This is a genomic window from Pseudomonas sp. 5Vm1k (assembly GCF_056161485.1).
On the sequence record NZ_JBSPCZ010000033.1, the window covers coordinates 1 to 19,006 of the forward strand.

A 19,006-nucleotide genomic window follows, 5' to 3' on the forward strand; every position below is an offset into this window, starting at 1 on the left:
AGGTAGTTGGCACCGATTGAGTGCCGCTGAACCCTCGAAAGATCCGTCGGCCGCGGGTTCTAGCGGTCAGCTCGGAATCTCTTGCAAGGTCCTGGTCGGTGCCAAATCCGCTGCTAACTCACATAGAAAGGAATCAGAAATGATTTTTTGCGGTTGAATTGGCACTAGATGGGGTACAGCGACGAAGAAGGCTATAGGGCGTGGGTGTCGAGGATTCAGAACAATCGGAACTTACAACTCATGGTATGAGCGTTTGGAGGGAAGGACGTAAACGACTGTCCCGAGATTCGGATCAAAAAGCTGCCCGCTACGCTGAATTACGGGTGGTAACGGTCCGGTATACATTCCATATGCTAGGCGATAACGTGCTTGTCTTCCGGGTTGCGCTGGTATCGTTACGTCTAAATACCCTGCCCAATTTAGCCACTTAAGGAAGTTCTTGGCTGTTGAAATGCTGGTGTACGTTGCATGGCTGGCGTGGGCCGCAAGCTCCGTGGCGTTGATGTCTTTGAGCATACGTAACGTTCTCCACATAGCCTCTGTGCCTTGCCCAACCTTGCTCGGGCTCCCATCTATTTTGAGGCGAGGAGCCTCGACTCCAGTATCAAGCATCAATCTGTATATTTTCTGAGTACCAACCCCTTCTCCTCGTTCAAGGTAGCCTCCCTTACGAAGAGATTCGATGTAAGTCTTAACTGTTTCGTCTGAAATGCTGGTAATGCGACTGATTGTGTAAATACTTATGCCCTGCGGTTGGTTCCTCAGTGTCTCCCAGATTCTCTGTCGATTATCTCGCCCCTCTAATACGGTCAGATGCGCGGGCTTGCGGCCATTGCTCATTTAGCGGTTTTCCTCAACGGCGGCTCACCGGTAAACCAGCCGCGCTGTCCCCATTCCACAAGACCGACAGAAGACCAACCTTGCGTTTGGGCTTCAGAGAATACGCGATGAAGGTTGACGACCACTCTGCGTAAACAACCTCTCACGGTCAGCCTCAGGCTCTCTAAAAGGTCATCGTCAAAGCGGAGTTCAGGATAGCTCTGCTGCGTTAGAGCCCTAATGTCATCTTTAGAAGCTGGCTGGGCCGGCACCCACTCTAGAACGCGGTTATGAAGCCGCTCCAGCTTCGCTAGGCTTGCAGGGATTCGTTCTTCTCCAATGAGAATAATCGTGGCTCTGCTTGAATTGTAGATATCTGTTAGGACGTTTGCAGCAGCCTTGTCTAAGAGATATTGGGCGTCATCAATGATAAGAGGTCTACCGCTGCGGGATAACTGGTCTGAAATCTGGTCAACCATTTCTGATGTTGTACGGCTTGGCATGACGGCCATCTCCCTCAGAACTGCGGTCAAGAAAGCTTTTTTCGTCCACGTATCTAGACATTCAATGTAATAGGCGCGATATACGTTTGCTGCGAAGGTGGCTCCCACAGTTTTCCCCAAACCACTAGCTCCGTACATGACAACCAGCCCTGGCAAATTTTTCGGCCGAGCTAAAGATTTTTCAATTGCACTTGCGATAAGGCCAACATTTGTCAAAGGCGCTATTTTTGTCGCACTCATATAGTTCAGTCTCCTAATATATTGATTGTGTGGGGTGGTAGAAACTAGCTTTCGACATGTTCAAACATACGGCGCATAGCAGCAAACTCAACATCTGTTTGATAGTTTGAATGCCAGATGGATTCATCTTTTGTTAGAGGTGAACTATTGCATATGTCTGCGTTCAATTTTTGCCATAGTCGATATTTCGCTATTGGGTCGGGTGGCAACGTAAATGGGGTAGAGCCCGAATCGATAAGTGCTATAGCGACTCGTTTAGCCTCGGCAAGCCGAGCGGCGTCAAGTGTTGGTGCAGAAGAGTGCTCAACTATACTCATGTGATTTTTTTTATCACTAAGCATTTTAAGTTTTTCTAATGTTCGCCTTATTTGACCATGTTCCCGTTTTTCGTACGCTTGTTCTACCATCGATTTCGGCATGTACGGGCTGGCGTTTCCATCGAGATGTGCCTCACCTATTAATTCACCACTGAGATTTCTGACCCATACCCTCGAAGCATCACGAAGGTCATAGCTGATACGAACATCCGCCCCATGGAAGTCTCGCAAGCTGTCTAGAAAATATTTGTTCCCGGCCCAACTGATTTCGCCGCGACGGGTGGGGCGAATAACTTGAGGGCGCATTACATCATTCAAGACATCCGAAGGAGCAATAATTGCCTGCCAGCCAGTTGAGCTTGCTCTTGCCCAGGCTTCATTTGGACTTAAGTGTCGGCGTTTACCTGTAATAGGGTCGCGAACTTTGGAAAGTCCTCGATGAGGGGCGTTGTTATAAGTTTCGATCTCGTACTCAATGCCAGCCATAAACGTTTCGAAACTAGGTATGAGACTGGTGCCTCCGTTTTCTCGAATCTGCTTGCGGCTGATACGAAATGCTTTGGAGCTTGCATGTCGATCCATGTCTGCGCCGATGTAGCTAGTAAGCTTCTTCGCGGCGTTAACCCAGATTGTTTTATGGGCGCGTTCAATTAGGCCGCGTGCTTGGCTATTGTATGGTAGGGCATGGGTAAGAGTTCCTCCCAGTCGCTCAACTACCTCTCGAACAGTATCGTTTACAAAACCGGATCCGTTGTCGACATATAGCAACGCAAACATACCGTGCTGTACCGCATCTCTTAGAGCATCAATGACTGCGATTGAGGATTCCGACTCTCCAATGGATATTCCGACAACCTTTCGGGTTGCCACATCAATCACTGTGGTAGCTTCGGGTCTGTATGGCTTTCCCGTGCGAGGATTAATTATCTCTGCGTCGAATTTATGACCGTCAGCCGTGAATACGTCACAAGGCATTAGATCTTTGGTTGTGCGGCGTCTAAATGGTTGAAGAGCTTTGAGCTGTTGAGCAGTATGACGGCCTATATTGCGAGCCTCTGGACTGAGTTTGTCTAGGAATCGGCGTACCTGATGAATACTCGGTCGGTCAGAGGCGTATTTTTTGCAGAATTCCATATAGCTGGCTTCAACGCTAGGTTTTGTCGGCCGCTGATAGCAACGCAAGAAATCGGTACTCCAGAGCGGCATAGTCAGATCTTTTCTGCGGCGGCCTGGTGCTAATCCAACCTCCCCATGCTCACGGTATTTACTTAGCCAACGCTTTAGCGTCCTTTCTGACAGAGTTGAAATTGGCGTCGAGCGATCATTGGCAACCAGAAGGCGATCTTGCAGAAAGAGATCCAGCTTGCGTTCCTTGGAGAATGCTACTGTCACTGCAATAGCCTGCTTTTGAGTCATGGCTGACGTCATTTTCTCTATTTCCAAAACGAATGAAAGACGAGCCCCCATAGTTAGGCGTTGATCATCATTTAGCGCTGTGGCGGAGAAGGGGGTGGATTTTCCTTTTTCCGGAAAGCATCGTTTATGGTCAGAAAAGTCTGAGCAGGATTGGGTTTGCGCTGCGATTATCGCCGTTTGTGTCTCTGTTGGTAGTACATTGAAAGGATACTCAATTGCCTTACTATGTGAGCGGCGTTGACCTGGCCAGTTTTCGCGAGCGGCTCGTGCTTTTACGCCTCGAACAGTACTGGGCATGCCTATTTTTCCTGATAGCTCTTTAGCTGTGTACCCGCTTTTCATAGGTACCTCTGATATTTAATCAGTGACGAAGAGGCATTGGTCCAGAGTGACGATTATTGTTGGCCATTCTAGGTGATGATTTTGTTTAGCCTAAGGTTTCGATCTAGATTAATGAGAAGCTCCCGCGTTACCCAGGAACTGGGTAAGTTGTTCGCTATTTTCCTTAAGTAGTGCTGTCAGATATAAGTTTATTGCAAACCTCGCATTATAATTATCATGGTATGATGGGCAAATATCTCGTATTGAGGAGTATCCATAATTAAGCTAATTATCAATTTCAGCGGGGCGTAGATTAATGCTGTCATTGAGTTTGTTCTGATCATGAGGTCGGCCATCATGGTACCTGCTGATCATGTGATGCATGCTGCCGATTATTGTGGCTTCAATTGAAACTTCAGTATACGGCTTCCCATTTTTGGTGTAGTGATATGGCCCTGACAGGTCGTATTCGACTGTCTCCAATTCGCCTACGAACGGCTCAAGCGGGCTGTAATTTGTTCGCTGAGTGGTGTTGGTTTTGATAATCACATTTGGCTCCTTGCTACGGTATGTATTAGGAATATAGGACTCGAATTTTGATCGTCAATGTTAGGTATTAAATATTTTTATTGCTGATATGTATTGTGAGTTGGTTTCATGGCTGTACCCCTAAGTCAGATGAGTGGCTCGATATCGAAGTGACCGTGGTAGTCAGTCCAGAAAGATACCTTTCCTTTGCTGACACTTTTTTCATTTTTGGTTTTATGATCGGAACCGATTCGGGGTGTTTGTAATGAAGAGATTCTTATGTTTATCCCGATTTACAGTGCGGATATCAACGAGATTTCCGCTCAGCTACGAGCTTGGCATAAAGCGTGGGAGGTTGTTGTTTACTCGTTGCTGTGCCGACATTGCGGCTCACGCCAATAGCTGTGCCAAGCTTGGGAGCTATTTAGGCATTATTCCGTACGTTCACGACTGAAGCTGCATGGATTCCAAGGCACGATGTTGCTTGCTTGTATCTTCGGAGCTGTCCGCTAACGATCCAGTTCAGTCTGTGCGGTCTCTCTGAAGCCTCCTAACGAAGCCGGCTCGGCGCCGGAATATATCCAGAGGAGGGCGGAGTCTGGCCGATTGTTGCTGGTCTCCTGAGACGGCCGTTGAGAAAGCTAGGTAAGCGTCTACCGAGCACACCTTGCGTGTTCAAACGGGTGCCCACCTATGCGGCAGCAACTCCGTAATTTCACTCGCCCGCTGCGTCGGTAGACGCGTGAGAACATGCTTCAAATAACCTCGGGACTCGCACGCTTTGAGCAGCACGTCGGCGACTTTTAAGGCGCGTGCTTGCTGCGCTAGAGACACCGAGATGCTCAGCGCTGGACGTCGCGTACTGGGCATCTCGCGTGCGTCAATCAGCGGTTTTTTCAGCGATTCGCGCGCGGCGGCGACCAGTGGACGCCAGTGGCGGATGTGGTCAGGCACGAGGATGTGATTGGCCGGGTCGCGCTCGAAGGTCAGCACTACGGCCAGCCGTTCATCCATCGGCTGTGGTACAGGCGGCGCGGTGGTGCGAAACAGGTGCATCGGGTGCCCGATGTATTCCCGCAGCTTCGGACGCGGCGCAACCGGCTTGCCGGCTTTGAACCGGGTCCAATAACCCCGGGGTGGCGTGGGAATCTGAAGGCGGCGACAGAGTTTCTGAAGCCCCACGTCGGACAGTTGGTAACGCGGCGCGACCACCGTGACTGCGTCCGTCCACACCTCATCGAGCAGCTTGGCCCGGTCGTACTTTTCCAGCATCGGCGCAGTCCTCCGTCAGCAGGGCGAACCCTTGTCGCACACCGTATCAGGGGCGCCGGATTTCTCGCCGCGCCGCCTGTTTGAGCCCGTGGCCCAGTGAACGTTGTCCCTTTGGCGCATCGTGCCAGGGGGGCCGCCCCACGATGGCTAGAGCAGTGCCATCGTGGCCGACGTATCGTTCAGCCGGTACCCCATCGCCTTGTAGCCGGCCTTGCGCTTTTCCCACATCCGCAGCAAGGCGACCTGGCCCTCGTCCACGAAGTCGATCACCTGGATGTCGGCCTTGGCGGCGTGCGCTCGATGCAGGCGCCCGGCGTATTGCTGAAGGATGCCTCGCCAGGAAATGGGCATGGCCAGCACCAGGGTGTCCAGCGGTGGGTGGTCAAAACCCTCGCCGATGAGCGTGCCGGTGGCCAGGAGCACCCGAGGGGCGGCTTCGGGCAAAGATTCCAAGGCGCTGATCAGCGACGTCCGCTGTTTCTTGGGCAGGCGGCCATGCAGGGTAAACAGATTCGCCACCTGCTCCCTGAGCGCGACGTCTAGCGTCTCCACATGCTCGGTGCGTTGAGTGAGCACCAGCACTTTGCGGCCCTGGTTGTAGGCGTGCACCACGTCCGCCACGATGGTCGCCGTGCGTTCTGCGTCAGCGGCCAGTCGTTTGAAAATTTCCTGAATCCCAGCGCCCTCGGGGACGAGGAGTGGGCCGGACAGCAGGCGAGGGCTCACGGACAAGTCGTGAGGGGCGCTGGCCGGGCGCGCGGCGGTATGGCGGATCGGTCCGCACTGCATGAAAATGATGGGCTGTTGCCCATCGCGGCGGATCGGGGTCGCCGTCAGCCCGAGCACGTAACGCGCGGGCGAACTGCGCAGCAGGGCTTCGAAAGACACCGCCGACAGGTGATGGCATTCGTCGATGATGATCTGCCCGTAATTTTTCACCAGGTCACTGATCTCGCCCTGGCGCGACAGCGATTGCATGACGGCGATATCGATCTGGCCGGTGAGCTTGGGCTTGCCGCCGCCCAAGGTGCCGACGACTTCTTTGCCGACGCCGAGGAACGCCTGCAAGCGTTCTTGCCACTGCCGGAGCAGTTCGGTCCGGTGCACCAACACCAAGGTATTCACACGCCGCCTGGCAATCAGCGCCGCGGCACTCACGGTTTTACCGAAGGCCGTTGGCGCGCAGAGGATGCCGGTGTCATGCGCTTGCATGGCGGTGACGGCCGTTTCCTGATCAGGACGCAGCGTGCCGAGAAAACTGACATCCAACGGATGGCCCGCGAAACGCTCGTCTTCCACCAATGGCGTGATCTGGTACTGCGCCAGCAGCGCCTGCACGGCTTCCCAGCAGCCACGGGGCAAGGCGATATGTTGGGGGAAATTCTGCGCGCAACCAATGACTCTGGGTTTGTTCCACACAGACAAGCGCAGGGCCTGCGCTTTATAAAACTCAGGATTCTGAAACGCCGCGAGGCGGATCAACTGGTTGGCCAAGGGTTGAGGCAACTGGGCCTTTTCGAAGTAGATCAGATTCGCCAGGGTGATGCTCAAGGTGGCTGGCATCGGGCCCTGGAGCTTTTGTGATCGAGGCGAGGGGGCTTTCCATGGCTGGGCACCTTCGTCTTCATCGACGTAGGCCACGCCAAGGGGGTCGCGGTTACCCATGGCCTGAGTAATGACGGTGTGGATATGCTCGGGGTCCATGCGCTCAAGATTCGCCAGGAATGCCCACTGATCGGCATAGGGCTCCAGCGCATCGTCGACAAAAACGCTGTGATGCTGGGCCCGGGCGCGTTTTTGCAGCGGCAAGGCGATCAAGTTGCCAAAGCCACCTTTGGGCAGGGTGTCCTGGTTGGGAAACAAGCGGTCGTAGGAACTGAGCGACAATTGCCGAGTGCGTTCACAGGCATGGCTGATGATGGCGGCGCCGAGACGACGGGCATCGCTGGCCAGCACCTTGTCCTCGAAGAAGATCCAGGTATGCGCGCCGTTGCCCGAGCGTGAGACTTCCAAGGCGACGGGCACGTCGAGCGCCTGGCAGGACGCCACGAATGCGCGGGCGTCATCGCGCCATTCGGCCTCGTCGAAGTCGGCGGCCAGAAAGTAGCAGGTATCGTCCTTCAGCAGGGGGTAGACACCGGCGACGAGCGCGCCGGCCAAGTGGCGAAAGATGACGTCGTCGGTCACGGCCAGCAGTTGGCGCTGGTGGCAGTCGGCGCATTTAATCCGGGGTTTCTCGCAGATCCCCGGACGCCACTCGTTCGCGCAGGCGGGCGCATAACCGGACTTGCCGCTGTTGCTTTCCCAGCGCAGCGGGTAGATGTCGGTACGCCCTCTGAACAAGCGTCGAAAGAGGGCGACCTTGCTGCGGGTGTCCAGGGCGGACGACGGATCAACGGGCGCCAAGGGGATCCGCGCCGGTTCGACAGGCGGTTGCCAATCGATGCCGTGCGCGTCGAGCAAGGCAATCAACCGCGCGTTCTCCGCCTGGAGTGTCGCCAACAACTGGGTGTCGGTCACCGCATCGAGCCTCGGTGTTTAGGAATGACCTGTGGGGTTAGGCTATCAGTCGGCGGGGGGCGGGATCAAACCGCCGGGTCGGGTGCGGGCCGGTGGCAGCGCCACGCCGCGAGTCGTCCGGCGGTTTAACCAAAACCGTGTTCTGCGCACAGCGGTTCGATTCCCCCGCGTAGCGCGGTGCGCTTCAGATCGTAAACCAATATTTAGCGTAAACACGGGGGCTTTACGCTAAAAACGGGTTTACCTGGCGTAGCAGCAGCCTCACGCAGATTGAGCGAGCCGCCTGGGGCATTTGTTGGCGTCTGTTAGGCCGGATTAACCTCGTTGGCCCGTCCCGAAGCTTCCCGGCAGTCGGGCCCAAGCGTCTAGCCAGTCGACGCAGCTGGGTGGCGTTCTTGGGCTTTTTAGGGGGGGATCGTGGCCGTGGTTCGGGCGGCTTGATTTGCGGGCTTCGCTACGTTGGTCTGCCGAGCAGGCTTGGCGTTAAGAAAGTCATGGCACTGCACCTGGGGGGTGGGCGGCATACCTGAACGGCGATAGGAGCGTTGCCCCAGTCTCTCCTGAATATCCAATCCGGTCCGGAAGCTGAACCAACTCGCCATTTGCAGTGCATACCCGGTGTTTTTGAAGATATCCAGAATTTTATCGATATAGCCGCTATCACCGTGCTGAATCGCATGCAGGGCGGCATGTATCGTCAAGTCGCGCATCACGGACGAGAACGCCAGTTTCCTGAAATCAATGAACTCGATCACGTGTGTAGTTAGCAATGCCGACAGCAGTGCCTTGCTTTGGTCCATCATTCACTCCGTGCTGTTGATGAGCGAAAAGGCGCTAGGTATGTAGGTGTCATTCGCCCTTTGGCCAAATTCTCAGAGCCACATCTGCAAACAATTCGCCTCGCGCTGCAATTTCTAGCTCGTTCCACTTCAGTTTCGCTATCAATGGGATGTTGAGGCGAAGACTCGTGTTGGCAATCAGCTTGTCCCGCTTCACCAGAAAGTCGCAGTGTTGCGCTGACCGGTTCACGCTCAAATTCAGTAGCGTCAGGTTGCCCAAGGTTGGAATGGTATCGTGTCGTTCGCGAATCAATTGCTGCCTGGGGGTCAGTGAGCCTCCAGAGCGCAGGATAATTTCGATATCCGCTTCATCATTGTTCGCTGCGGCACTGCCGTCATTTAGAGGCCAGTTGGCGTGCCAGCTACGTGGCATTATGTGATCGATATCGAGGTTTGACAGATCCGGAAGCCCAGGCTCCTCACTCTTGACGGATAGTCGTAACGCCCCTTCCAACTCTGTCAATAACGAGCGCATTTTGGCTGCATCAAGTCGGCCAGGGTAAAGCGGGGCGCAGATACACGCATTGCGAAATTCAGAGTTTTCGGGCCAGCGGGAGGCATCTCCTTTGAGCATACCAAGGTAGCTTCTCAGTTCCTCGCTCGATATGCCGGACTTCGTCAAGTGGCGTAGAGCGCTCAAAAACACGTTGTTGTAGTTCTTTGGGGTAAGCCCACATATCGCTCGGCGCACAACGTAGGACACGAGGTCATTGAACATTTGTTTCTTTTCCGCATCACCCACCTCCGCGACTGAAATCAACAACGTCAGTGGGTGCAGCGTGGTGACATCATAGGCCGCGATTCGACGACCAAGACGGGCGATAGGTGATGAGCCAGACATGCTGATCAAGTCGCGATAGTGCTCAGCGTATCGGTTTAAGGTCACCAGTTGCCGGCCTGCTGTTTTGGGTGGGGGGCTAGTGGCAGCGTAGCGTCTGTACTCGTTGTACAGGCGCGACAGGTCAATCTCACTACCCATCTCCGCCTGAAGTGTTGAATGGATCAACCATTCAAGCCGTGGTTTATTGATACGGCCGCGTCGCTGCTTGGCCGACCAGTAGTCTGATTCGAATGGCAACCATTGACTATTGTAAAGCTCCCCCGCATCCACACCGTCGTGGTCTGCACGCATGAAGATATAGTTGCGGATCAAATCAGTAGCGTGCAGCTCAGCCCCACGGCCGTTGAGGGTCTCAAAGATAACCTGGGCGTCGTCCTCGGCTTCCAGTGAAATACTGACCAGCTTTAGATCTTGCAGAACGGCCATGATGAGCGCTTCGGCGTAACTTAGTTCTTGGCCGATACCAGAGCGGATCCACTGGCTGAACTCTGCGGTAAAGAACCAAATGGCTGCCAGTGATGGCGGATGGTCATAGTGTTTTCGCAGCGTGCCGTGCTGCGTGAAGTGTGCTGAAAACTCTTTTCGGAAATCCTCAAGGTGCTGGATCGCCAGGCTCTTTTCGAAGTGCGGGCGATCCCGAAAGGTCGGCCACAGCTTGAAGCGCTCCATCTGAGGATTGCGCATTGTTTCTTCATTGGTGTTTTGCATGCAGGCGATGACGCTGGGCTCAAACGCTTGCATGCCGGTTTCGCGCAGGGCGAGCAGCAGGGAGGCCAGGATGTATTGGAGCGTCGTCAGGCGCTGTTGGCCATCGATTATGTGCAACGTGTCGACACCCATCAGCCCATGCTTGACTTGAGGCTCCAGAACAACCGCACCTAAAAAGTGTGGGGTGATGTTCATGCCCGACACACGGGCATTGGCTTTCTCTTGAATGTCCTGCCACAGGCCGGTCCATTGATTCCGCTGTGTCCATACATACGCTCGTTGGTAGAAGGGAACACAATATTGGCGCCTGTCCTGGAATATTTGGCGCACGGTGAGCGTTTCGGATTTCATGATTGCCCCTTTTGGTCGTCGCCGCATTCTGGCGCGTGGTTCCCGTGGTGTCACTTGGTATATATACATGGCCGGGAGAGCTGGCGATCTATGAGCTAGGCGCTTTTGCGGAGTGCGGGCTGTGCGTAATTTGCCGTTATGGTCAATTGCCTTTCTCGTTAATTGGGCGCCCGGCGTCAGTCCCCCTTGGGACTGGTGACCACGCCCCCCCGGTCGCTGGTCAACCGGAAACGGCCACCTGGTTGAGGCGCGCGGCGACCACTAGCCTGAGTGCTCAGGACACGGGCGGTTGGGGCGAGAAAAATGAAGAAAGCGGTGGAGCAGGACACGCTGGTGGTGCTGATCGAGAGTGGGGCTGCGCGGGAATTTAGAGCGATGCGTGGGCCGGGTAGCGAGGGCTGGAGCCTCAGTATCCGGCTGGGCAGATTTTGTTTGCCGGTGCGCTCGCGCCGGGAGCCGGTCAGAACGTGGGCGAGTCTGACCGCGTTGGGGCGGTTTTGCGAGAGCGTGGGCATCCGGGGGTTGAGCGTGGAGTTCTAGCGTCGGTTGGTTGGATTAACTGCTCTCCGCATCGTCCTTCAACAGGCTGTCATTCGCCTTGAACATCAGAAATGCGTTCGCGGAGCCTGTTCCAGTGCGGCTTGAGCTGCTTCTTGATTGAGAGGGAGTCCATGATTCTGGCTGCCCGGTAGCCATAGGAGATGAAGTTTCTCCTGCCCAGATAGGAATACTGCTTATACAACTTCTTCAGGAACATTGAGCGGGGCAGCTGTCCTCTGGAAATTCGCTTGGCATTGACCTTGTCCATGCATTTTCCCGCCAGCCAGATGCCTCTGTTTACGCGGTCCTGATAGCGGGCTAAAGACGATGAACGCAGGTAAATGTTGGCGCCATCGAAGATAAACCCTAGGTATTGCAGCGGTCGGTCGGATCTAAAACCCTTGGCGGAGCGTATGAACTTGCAGGTCTCCGTTTTGGCGGCTTGGATCTCCAAGCCAATCGTATGGACGCGTAGATCGACTAGGGCCTTGGCCTCTGCCTCCTTCTCCAGCGGCACAATCAACAGCACATCATCGCAATACCGGTAGTAGGCGCCGCCGCAGGATTCGACATAGGCGTGAATCTGCTCATCGAACCCCATCATGTACACATTGGACAACAGGGCGCTGATGGGGGAGCCTTGGGGGATACCCTTTTTGTCCTTGTTGGTTTCGATCAGATCGCCATCACGAACCTTGGCCCGGAACTCACAGGGCTCGCAAATTCGTTTGCGACCTTGCTTGGGGTTGTTCTTGGAGAGCCCCAGTGCTTCGTAGACTTGATCCCTGTAGATGAACGAATACTTGGTGAGGGATCGAAACACCGAGTAGTGGTCGTCGGGCAAGCGGCTGGTGCCTAGTAGCGCCTGCCAGGCATTTTTCAGGTGCGTATGGTCTAGGTTGTCGAAGAAGCCCTTGATGTCGATGGCAATGACGCAGCAGGACTTTCGCGCCGCGATATCCAGAAACGCATCCCGAGCAAAATCGATATTGCTTTTGCCAAGGGCTCTAAACGCCAAGATTGCCGAGGCCCACTGGACCTTCGCCAGATGGTCCTCGTAGGCCTGGTTCAGCAGATCGCAGTAGTACGAATAAATATGGCTGTCGACGTGTGCGGCGTAGGAAATGGGCCTTTGCTTAGGGTCTTTTTTGACAACCTTCCCAATGCTTTTGTCGAAGAACACTTTCTGTGTTTGCGCGACATAGCGAATGAACGGGTAAAAGGCATGCTTAGCAACAGTCTTAGGACTTGAGACTATTTCTAGTGCAGCTGCCTGGTTGATCGGACGATCAAAGTGCAGATAGCCCCGAGACTTGTACCAATTTTCTGGCATCAGACTACATCCTTATTTCGAGCCAACCGGCCAGGCTTAGGATGGCGGCAATCCTCAAGCCGCCTGGCCGGATAAACCCAAATGTTCCTCACATTGTCCAATCGGTCTCAGTCACCCAGTTCCGATTTCGCCGCGATTGCTAGGATCGACGTATATTGTCAGCGTCACACTTGGAGTACCTATGAAGATAAGTATTCGAGGGCTGCTGGCCGCATTGCTGGTCACCCTGGGTTGTTACACCTGGGATGCCGCCTTGGGGCTTGACAGCTTGTGATGCACCTTTGGATCTATATCCAAAGCGCTTGCAGGCTAGCATAAATCTGAACCGAGCCGGCACCTCGCAATTCGGGAAAAACCATTCACTTGGCTCAGTCTTATTGAAAGGAAGCACAATGCCTGAATCGGCTTTCAATATCTTCGATGCGCTGTCCGCGTGGGGTAAGACGCTCCCAAATTGGCAGCACTTCTTGCTCAGCAAACTGGTGGCAGCTGTTGATTTGACCGATGAATCCTTGGAGGAAGTCTTCGGCGAGTATCTGATCGATCAGGGACTCAGTGAATCAGATGCGGTTCGGGTGAGCTGGGACATGGTTTTGCCGCAGCACCAGGGAGGCGCGGCGGCAGTGCTCAGCCCCCTTACCGCGATGACCTCTGTATCGGGGGTCAATACGCTCGCAGCCGGCGAGACGTTGAGCTTCGGCCCCAGACTCACGGTGATCTATGGGCCGAATGGTGCCGGGAAGTCCGGTTATGCGCGCGTGGATACAGCCTACTTAGCTTTGGGGGGAGCTACCTGCGTCTCGGGGTGTACCGGTTGTGCGTTGGACCGTATCTGGGCAATTGATTCGTTTATGAAGTCTCGGTAAGCGGGGGTGATGGGTGATCCCAAACGGCCATCGCTCCTCACTGCTGCGGTGCTATGTGATCGCTTTTTCTCTTTTAGTGTTCGACCCTTCATTGGCGGTAGCGGATCAGAACTGCGTTTTAGATAAAAATCAGGAGCATGCGCAGGAACTGATTCAAGCCGTTGATGGGCTTTGTACAAGTCGCTGATAGAAAGCCAGCCGAGCGGAGCAAGGGACAGGATCCCATAGAGGCTGCCGGTCTCTGTTTCTACCCAGAGGCTTTGCTTCACTCCATGGATCGCCACAACAGGAGACGTTATGATTTTGTGGCCATCAGCAAATTCGCCCTCTTTACTGGCATCAATATGCCTCCAGATATGGCCTGAGAGCGTTTCCGATTGATCGACAGTTGCGTACGAGACGAAGCCAGTAAATCTTTCAATCCCGGAGTCGTGCTTGAGGCGCGCGATTTTATCGTCAATTGATTCTTCCATTGGCAATCTCTCTTTTCTATTTAGGCGCGTAATTTGAGGGGGCGGACTGCTGATTGGTCTGGTGCCAAGCTCATTGTCAGTCATCGGTGTCAGGATCGAGCGCGTCGGTCGACAGCTGTAATTAACTCGCCGGAGTACAGTCTGCGGAATGAAATACGGTCACCTTCTTGCCATTTCAGTTCCTCGCATAGGCCAGGAGTGAGCTGTAACACCATCGGCCCTTCCACTGACCCATGCACGTGGGCATGCCAGGCAGGCGCAGAACGATCATCGAGCGAACGCCTCATGGTTTGGAGGTCGTCTGGATTCAATTCGGGGCGATAGCTGGGGCTCAGAACCCAGTACCCCGCTCGATGAGCATTCTTTGAGGATTCCGAGGCATGTATGTCTTCAATGTCTGAATACACCATGCCGCCGGGTGTTGCGTGCAAAAGCCCAGGGCAAAGTCGCTTCTTGCGGAAATATCCATCGATGACTGCGCGGACCCTCAACCAAATTCTGAACATGGTTCCTCCCGCTTCTGCTCACGAAGTCCTGCCCACAAAGGTCGCACGTAGTGTTGACGCAATGCAAATAAATATAAAAATGTGTCGAGTTCGCTATGGTTCTTCAGTGGATGTCCGTGTCTGATTCTACCTTTTTTGGGCGGGGTATCAGGTGGATCTCAATCAGGCGCTCGGACGGGCGCTGCGGCACGTGCGTAAGAAAAAAGGACTCACGCAAGAGGATTTTGAGCCCATCACGTCGCGGAGCTACATCAGCAAGGTGGAGGGTGGATACCACCTGCCTACACTCGACAAGACAGTCGAAATTTGCGACCGATTGGGTGTTTCGCCCTCTCTGCTGCTCACTCTGACTTTTTTGATCGCAAATGAATCAGAGGATGCATCCAGTCTCCTTGACCGTCTAAAAAGCGAGCTTGATACAGTCGGGATTCCGCGAGAGTAGCCCAGTTGGTGATCGCCTACCTGGGCACTGAATACGCTCTGAAGTGTTTCCAGCTACCGAGAGTCTCCACCTGAAGTTTGCTGGCACGAACCTGCTCCGCAGAAATGGCCAGCGGTTTTTTAGGTAAAGTCAGGTGCTAACAACTTAAATCTGTTTGAAATGTAGTGCGAAGCTGTTGGCGCCGAATATTTGGCGTGAGGGACGGCGGCTGTTCTTCAATGTGGCTCGTATAAATCGGTCCGTCAGATGTTGGGCTGTACTCAAAATCCATAACTAGCTCGCACTGAGCTTTGAAAATGCCGAAAAAAGTCATTAACGTTGACAACATCTGCTGCATTAGGCGAATAATCCTATTCGTCTCTATTTCGGTTCGAACTTCCCTATAGTCTTTTTTGAAAGCAAATATCATGTATTGGGAGTTGAAACGTGTAGGGGGCATCATTCTGCGTGCTATTGCGTAGTGATATTTCTGCATTGTGACACGAATCGCAAAATATTCGTCCTTTGGTTTTTGCTCCTTTTTCTTGCTTAATCTATGCCTAGGACCTGACGCGGCGTCCATGTAGTCGTCTGCGTTGATTTGATCGTATCTGGCAACTCCGCTTGGGAGATTGCCACCTGATCTTCTTTTTTCGAGATCCTTTTCGTGCTTTGATTCTTTTGATTCTCCAGCTCTAAATTGCACCGCTCTCTGTAAAGCCGAAAAATGCTTTTCTGGCTCATATGAAATACCTTCTTGTTCGATAAGTTTTTGGAAAGTTAAGCGTGATCTTTTAAGCTCACGGCCAGTGATGTGGCGACCGTCAAAGATGTAGGTGATGCCTGTTATTTCTTTAGTGCCTTCTTTTATGGTGAATTTTACATCAATTTCGCGCTTCTTTAATGCAGCCACAAATTGAACCATTGTTGGTTGAGCTGGGTTTTTCTTTGTGCTTTTTCGCTCAGCTATCGCATGTACCTCTTCTATTGAAGCAGCTACGCGAGCAAGAACAATGTTTCTGAATTTAACATTTGGTTTAGGGGCGTCAGGATTTTTCTTTAATTCAGATTCATACTTGCTCCACTCCCTACCAAAATTCTTGACGTCACGTTCTAGCTCATTGACACCCCAAGTGTCTTCCGGATTCGCTGTTGGCTCAATTTTGTGCTTATATTTTATTTCTAGATCTCTTGCAGAATCCATAAGCGTTTCGTAATCTTTGCTTTCATTTACAAGCAGGTAGTTGTCCATAGAGATTCTGTTAGCTACTATGTGCATGTGCTGCTTTTCTGTATCTTCGTGAATTACGCCAAAATACTTATGATCTTTTCCATAACCTAGATTTGTCATGGTCGTATCAAGAACGTCCTTCCATTCTTCGACTGTTAGCTTTTCCCCTGGCCTTAGAGAGATCATATAATGCGCTCCGCAAAGTCCTGGCCCCTTGTCTGTAGCTGAGCGGCGCATATTTGTGGGGATTTCCATTTCCCTTGCAAGATCTTCAGCATTATCAGAATATACATTTCCTCCAACGAATGTGACTGAATCGCATTTATGCTCGTGATTCTTTCCAAATACATACGCAACTCGGTTTCCGCATTTTGAATCATTCTTGAATTTCCTTGTGATCATTTTGCACCTCCTTGAATGATTGCGTTCAGTCGATCAATCTCAAGCTGCATTAATTCGATTCTCTTATATGCAGCAGTATCAATTACATCACCAGCTATTGATCTGAGATTTACCAAAAATTGGCCGGAATTGTATTCATTAATCTCACCAGAATCCCTCATTTCTTTTATTGCATTTACGCCTTCTATTATTTTCTCATGAAGCCTTCTGTTTAATTCTGGTACAAATACCCTAGCAGGAACTCTTGAGCGCAAACCTGATACACGTAGGAAAACGGCAGGTGAATCATGGCCAGTCCTTTCCATAATTCCTTGAAGCGTCTCATATTCATCTATAGAGAAGCTAACCATAACGTTTTTTAATCTTAAATCAGAACCTTCTTTTTTTGGTCTTCCGCCTTTGCTTTTCATTTCTTTGATTCCTGTTTTTATTATTATTTTATTGGTAAAGCCTTAATGCGATTTATTCTTATTGACAAACTACTGTGAATCACTTGCATTTGATCTTCGCGCAACACATCGAAGATGTTGTGAGCAGCCAGAGTATTACCGTTTATCAAGTGGAGTAGGTCGGGAGGAACGAGTGAAATACTACACTTTATAATAAGGGAATACATTGCTGGCTCCCCAGAAATCTTCACTTAAAAAGCATGCGCGTTTGTTCAAGGTTCATATTAATTATATCAGCTGTTTTGACGTTTTATTTTCCTGGAGCTGATTAAGCGGTGATTTTCCGAAAAATAGTAAAGGGTGTTGTCGGTTTTTTTTAAGGGTGTTTTTATCTTTGCTACATGTTGCGCAAACTTTAGGTAGTACCTGTCTATCTTCTAGGTGGGAACGGTGTATTAAATGTATAGGTACTGATATTTTTTTGTGTAGATATTGCGTCCGTGCCGAGCCGAACATCTAAAAGAGGAGTATAATCTTTATATAACAATAAAAAGGAGCTGTAAAATGAACGAGATTGTAGATATTGAAAAAGGTTCTGTGTCCTTTCGTCTCAGGAAAACTGTTGTGGCAATAGTCGTGGCTCGCTATAAAATGTCCGACACGGTGTTAATGTCTGTCCCGCTGATAGAGCTTGAAAGCCGACGGCCTGAGATTTTAAGTATGCTGGAGCGATATCGCAATGGCTCAACAAAGTGGCAGGACTTCATGTCAAAAAAACTGCCGTCAGCATTGCAGAAACGAGAATTTGAAAAGCGTTTATTAGGTTACGTAGAAATGAAGAAGGTATTGGCAGAATTTGTTTGGTCACTCCAACAGCACGCTCGAACCGATAAGAAGGGCTTTAGGGGGGGCAAGGAGTTGGGTATAGAAATATGGGGCGCATGGCAAGAAATTCGACCGATTATCAGTACTGTTCCCTATTGGGGTATCTCTGAGAAAGAAGCAATAACAGCATTGAAAACCAATGCGAAAATGGCCTCTATCATGAGTTTTAGCTGATTCATGGACTTTTCACTCTTCGTCCCCCGTTGGCAACATTAGCGGCCTAATTAGGTCCACACCCTGATTCTTCACGTTGCCAACGGACTTGCCAACGGGATACCACCTGAAATCTTCAGCAGAACGGCAACCCCCTGGCAAATTCCTCGGCGCGAAGCACCGAGGTCTCTGGGTCAATCCATTCCCTGGCATTCTTGGTGGATAAGACCAACGGCTTGCGATCATGGATATCCACCATTCCCTGATCACTCGCTGCCGTAATGATGACGAAACCGTCCTTGAGTCTGAGTTCATGACGATTAGAGATTTCCCGGCTGCCCGGCTGCCCGGCATAGAGGCAACCGCAACCGGTATTGCGAATGCTATCGCCGCGTATCTTGGCCTTTCGGGATCTTGATATCACCTGCCCTCAAACGTGAATGCATTAATATCGTCTGTTGCCTTGGCAACGTGGCGTATTCCAAGGCCGCCCAGCATGCGTCTGGAGCACATGTTTTTGTAATTTTGGTATCTTGGTCCTCAATCGCGCCGCAGGTAGTCAGGATGCGTCGAAACAAGCCGCCGATCAGCAGACCTTCTTCGCTCCAGTCGAACTGAAAGGCCTCGCCGAGTGCAAACGTCTCCTGCCCAAAAATTGAGCAGAAGCAGTTCAATGCCTGAGTCAGTTTTCAGCCTGTTGCCGCTGACCGAAAACTGACCCAGTAAAGGCTGTTCTGCCGACTGAAAACTGACCCAGGTGTTCAACTGCTTCTGCTCACTTTCCGAGCAGGAGAACACAGGGTGATCAGCATGGAAATGTTGGGAAAAATCCGGCGGATGTACTTCCGCGACAAGCTTTCGCTGCACCAGATAGCCAAGCGTACCGGGCTGTCGAGAAACACCATCCAAAAATGGGTTAGAGCGCCCGAAGGGTCTCCAGCACCTGCCTGATCAGCGTGGCACGAAATCGCTACTCGGTGCCTTGTGAGCGAGTCGGCCAGTGGGTCATGCGGTGGGGCTTGATGAGCCTTCAAGCGGAACACGACTGCTAAGCTTATCCACAATTGCCGGGACAAAAATCAGCAATCCGCCCTGGGTCAATTTTCAATCGGCAGGGTGGGTCAGTTTTCAA

At 52.1% G+C, this 19,006-nt stretch carries 13 protein-coding genes and 4 pseudogenes; 6 read left to right on the plus strand and 11 right to left on the minus strand.

Going from position 1 to position 19,006, the window contains the following annotated elements; translation table 11 throughout:
• Positions 1 to 836: 836 nt before the first annotated feature.
• From ACWIKB_RS32635 to ACWIKB_RS32665, 7 genes and pseudogenes are all read right to left on the minus strand, one after another.
• Complete coding sequence (locus ACWIKB_RS32635) at positions 837 to 1,562, minus strand: AAA family ATPase (protein ID WP_475271537.1); 726 nt, start codon at positions 1,560 to 1,562, stop codon at positions 837 to 839.
• A 44-nt stretch (positions 1,563 to 1,606) separates the two neighbouring features.
• Positions 1,607 to 3,637, minus strand: a complete 2,031-nt coding sequence (locus ACWIKB_RS32640) for a transposase (protein ID WP_475271538.1) — start codon at positions 3,635 to 3,637, stop codon at positions 1,607 to 1,609.
• A gap of 264 nt (positions 3,638 to 3,901) precedes the next feature.
• Entirely contained in the window at positions 3,902 to 4,165 is a 264-nt protein-coding gene (locus tag ACWIKB_RS32645) for a hypothetical protein (protein ID WP_475271539.1), read from the minus strand.
• 654 nt (positions 4,166 to 4,819) lie between these two features.
• Positions 4,820 to 4,978 (minus strand): annotated as a pseudogene (locus tag ACWIKB_RS32650) (transposase domain-containing protein); the annotation flags it as partial.
• A gap of 585 nt (positions 4,979 to 5,563) precedes the next feature.
• A complete protein-coding gene (locus ACWIKB_RS32655) occupies positions 5,564 to 7,936 on the minus strand; it encodes a TOTE conflict system archaeo-eukaryotic primase domain-containing protein (RefSeq protein ID WP_475271540.1) in 2,373 nt (790 codons plus the stop codon).
• 404 nt (positions 7,937 to 8,340) lie between these two features.
• Positions 8,341 to 8,736, minus strand: a complete 396-nt coding sequence (locus tag ACWIKB_RS32660; RefSeq protein WP_475271541.1) for a hypothetical protein — start codon at positions 8,734 to 8,736, stop codon at positions 8,341 to 8,343.
• A gap of 49 nt (positions 8,737 to 8,785) precedes the next feature.
• Entirely contained in the window at positions 8,786 to 10,675 is a 1,890-nt protein-coding gene (locus ACWIKB_RS32665) for a DUF262 domain-containing protein (protein ID WP_475271542.1), read from the minus strand.
• Positions 10,676 to 10,978: 303 nt separating this feature from the next.
• Here ACWIKB_RS32665 and ACWIKB_RS32670 point away from each other — a divergent pair, with 303 nt between their 5' ends.
• A complete protein-coding gene (locus ACWIKB_RS32670; protein WP_475271543.1) occupies positions 10,979 to 11,215 on the plus strand; it encodes a hypothetical protein in 237 nt (78 codons plus the stop codon).
• Positions 11,216 to 11,264: 49 nt separating this feature from the next.
• Here the strand turns inward: ACWIKB_RS32670 and drt2 are convergent, their stop codons facing one another.
• On the minus strand, positions 11,265 to 12,548 hold the full coding sequence (drt2, locus tag ACWIKB_RS32675) for an antiviral reverse transcriptase Drt2 (protein ID WP_475271544.1): 1,284 nt from the start codon (positions 12,546 to 12,548) through the stop codon (positions 11,265 to 11,267).
• Positions 12,549 to 12,940: 392 nt separating this feature from the next.
• Here drt2 and ACWIKB_RS32680 point away from each other — a divergent pair, with 392 nt between their 5' ends.
• Together ACWIKB_RS32680 and ACWIKB_RS32685 are read left to right on the plus strand one after the other, a co-directional pair.
• The gene (locus ACWIKB_RS32680; protein ID WP_475271545.1) at positions 12,941 to 13,414 is read left to right on the plus strand and encodes a hypothetical protein; all 474 of its coding nucleotides are present in this window, start codon (positions 12,941 to 12,943) and stop codon (positions 13,412 to 13,414) included.
• Between the two features lie 1,130 nt (positions 13,415 to 14,544).
• On the plus strand, positions 14,545 to 14,835 hold the full coding sequence (locus ACWIKB_RS32685) for a helix-turn-helix domain-containing protein (protein WP_475271546.1): 291 nt from the start codon (positions 14,545 to 14,547) through the stop codon (positions 14,833 to 14,835).
• A 136-nt stretch (positions 14,836 to 14,971) separates the two neighbouring features.
• Here the strand turns inward: ACWIKB_RS32685 and ACWIKB_RS32690 are convergent, their stop codons facing one another.
• Both ACWIKB_RS32690 and ACWIKB_RS32695 read right to left on the minus strand, forming a co-directional pair.
• Entirely contained in the window at positions 14,972 to 16,447 is a 1,476-nt protein-coding gene (locus tag ACWIKB_RS32690; protein ID WP_475271547.1) for a relaxase/mobilization nuclease domain-containing protein, read from the minus strand.
• Positions 16,444 to 16,857 (minus strand): hypothetical protein, encoded by a 414-nt coding sequence (locus ACWIKB_RS32695; protein WP_475271548.1) that lies wholly within the window; start codon positions 16,855 to 16,857, stop codon positions 16,444 to 16,446. Before ACWIKB_RS32695 ends, ACWIKB_RS32690 begins: the two co-directional genes overlap by 4 nt.
• A 543-nt stretch (positions 16,858 to 17,400) precedes the next feature.
• On the opposite strand from ACWIKB_RS32695, the gene ACWIKB_RS32700 reads away from it, so the two are divergent.
• Positions 17,401 to 17,895, plus strand: coding sequence for a hypothetical protein (locus ACWIKB_RS32700; RefSeq protein ID WP_475271549.1), 495 nt, complete (start codon positions 17,401 to 17,403; stop codon positions 17,893 to 17,895).
• A 12-nt stretch (positions 17,896 to 17,907) separates the two neighbouring features.
• Here ACWIKB_RS32700 and ACWIKB_RS32705 read toward each other — a convergent pair.
• Positions 17,908 to 18,172, minus strand: a pseudogene (locus ACWIKB_RS32705) (SOS response-associated peptidase family protein); the annotation flags it as partial.
• 512 nt (positions 18,173 to 18,684) lie between these two features.
• Between ACWIKB_RS32705 and ACWIKB_RS32710 the strand changes: the two are divergent.
• Together ACWIKB_RS32710 and ACWIKB_RS32715 are read left to right on the plus strand one after the other, a co-directional pair.
• Positions 18,685 to 18,807 (plus strand): annotated as a pseudogene (locus tag ACWIKB_RS32710) (helix-turn-helix domain-containing protein); the annotation flags it as partial.
• Positions 18,804 to 18,881, plus strand: a pseudogene (locus ACWIKB_RS32715) (Mu transposase domain-containing protein); the annotation flags it as partial. The pseudogenes ACWIKB_RS32710 and ACWIKB_RS32715, both read left to right, overlap by 4 nt.
• Between the last annotated feature and the right edge of the window lie 125 nt (positions 18,882 to 19,006).

Excerpts from the sequence above, each read along its gene's own strand:
- ACWIKB_RS32690 (WP_475271547.1), bottom strand. The coding sequence starts at position 16,447 with ATGATCACAAGGAAATTCAAGAATGATTCAAAATGCGGAAACCGAGTT.
- ACWIKB_RS32680 (WP_475271545.1), top strand. The coding sequence starts at position 12,941 with ATGCCTGAATCGGCTTTCAATATCTTCGATGCGCTGTCCGCGTGGGGT.
- ACWIKB_RS32695 (WP_475271548.1), bottom strand. The coding sequence starts at position 16,857 with ATGAAAAGCAAAGGCGGAAGACCAAAAAAAGAAGGTTCTGATTTAAGA.
- ACWIKB_RS32635 (WP_475271537.1), bottom strand. The coding sequence starts at position 1,562 with ATGAGTGCGACAAAAATAGCGCCTTTGACAAATGTTGGCCTTATCGCA.
- ACWIKB_RS32640 (WP_475271538.1), bottom strand. The coding sequence starts at position 3,637 with ATGAAAAGCGGGTACACAGCTAAAGAGCTATCAGGAAAAATAGGCATG.
- ACWIKB_RS32700 (WP_475271549.1), top strand. The coding sequence starts at position 17,401 with ATGAACGAGATTGTAGATATTGAAAAAGGTTCTGTGTCCTTTCGTCTC.
- ACWIKB_RS32660 (WP_475271541.1), bottom strand. The coding sequence starts at position 8,736 with ATGGACCAAAGCAAGGCACTGCTGTCGGCATTGCTAACTACACACGTG.
- drt2 (WP_475271544.1), bottom strand. The coding sequence starts at position 12,548 with ATGCCAGAAAATTGGTACAAGTCTCGGGGCTATCTGCACTTTGATCGT.
- ACWIKB_RS32670 (WP_475271543.1), top strand. The coding sequence starts at position 10,979 with ATGAAGAAAGCGGTGGAGCAGGACACGCTGGTGGTGCTGATCGAGAGT.
- ACWIKB_RS32665 (WP_475271542.1), bottom strand. The coding sequence starts at position 10,675 with ATGAAATCCGAAACGCTCACCGTGCGCCAAATATTCCAGGACAGGCGC.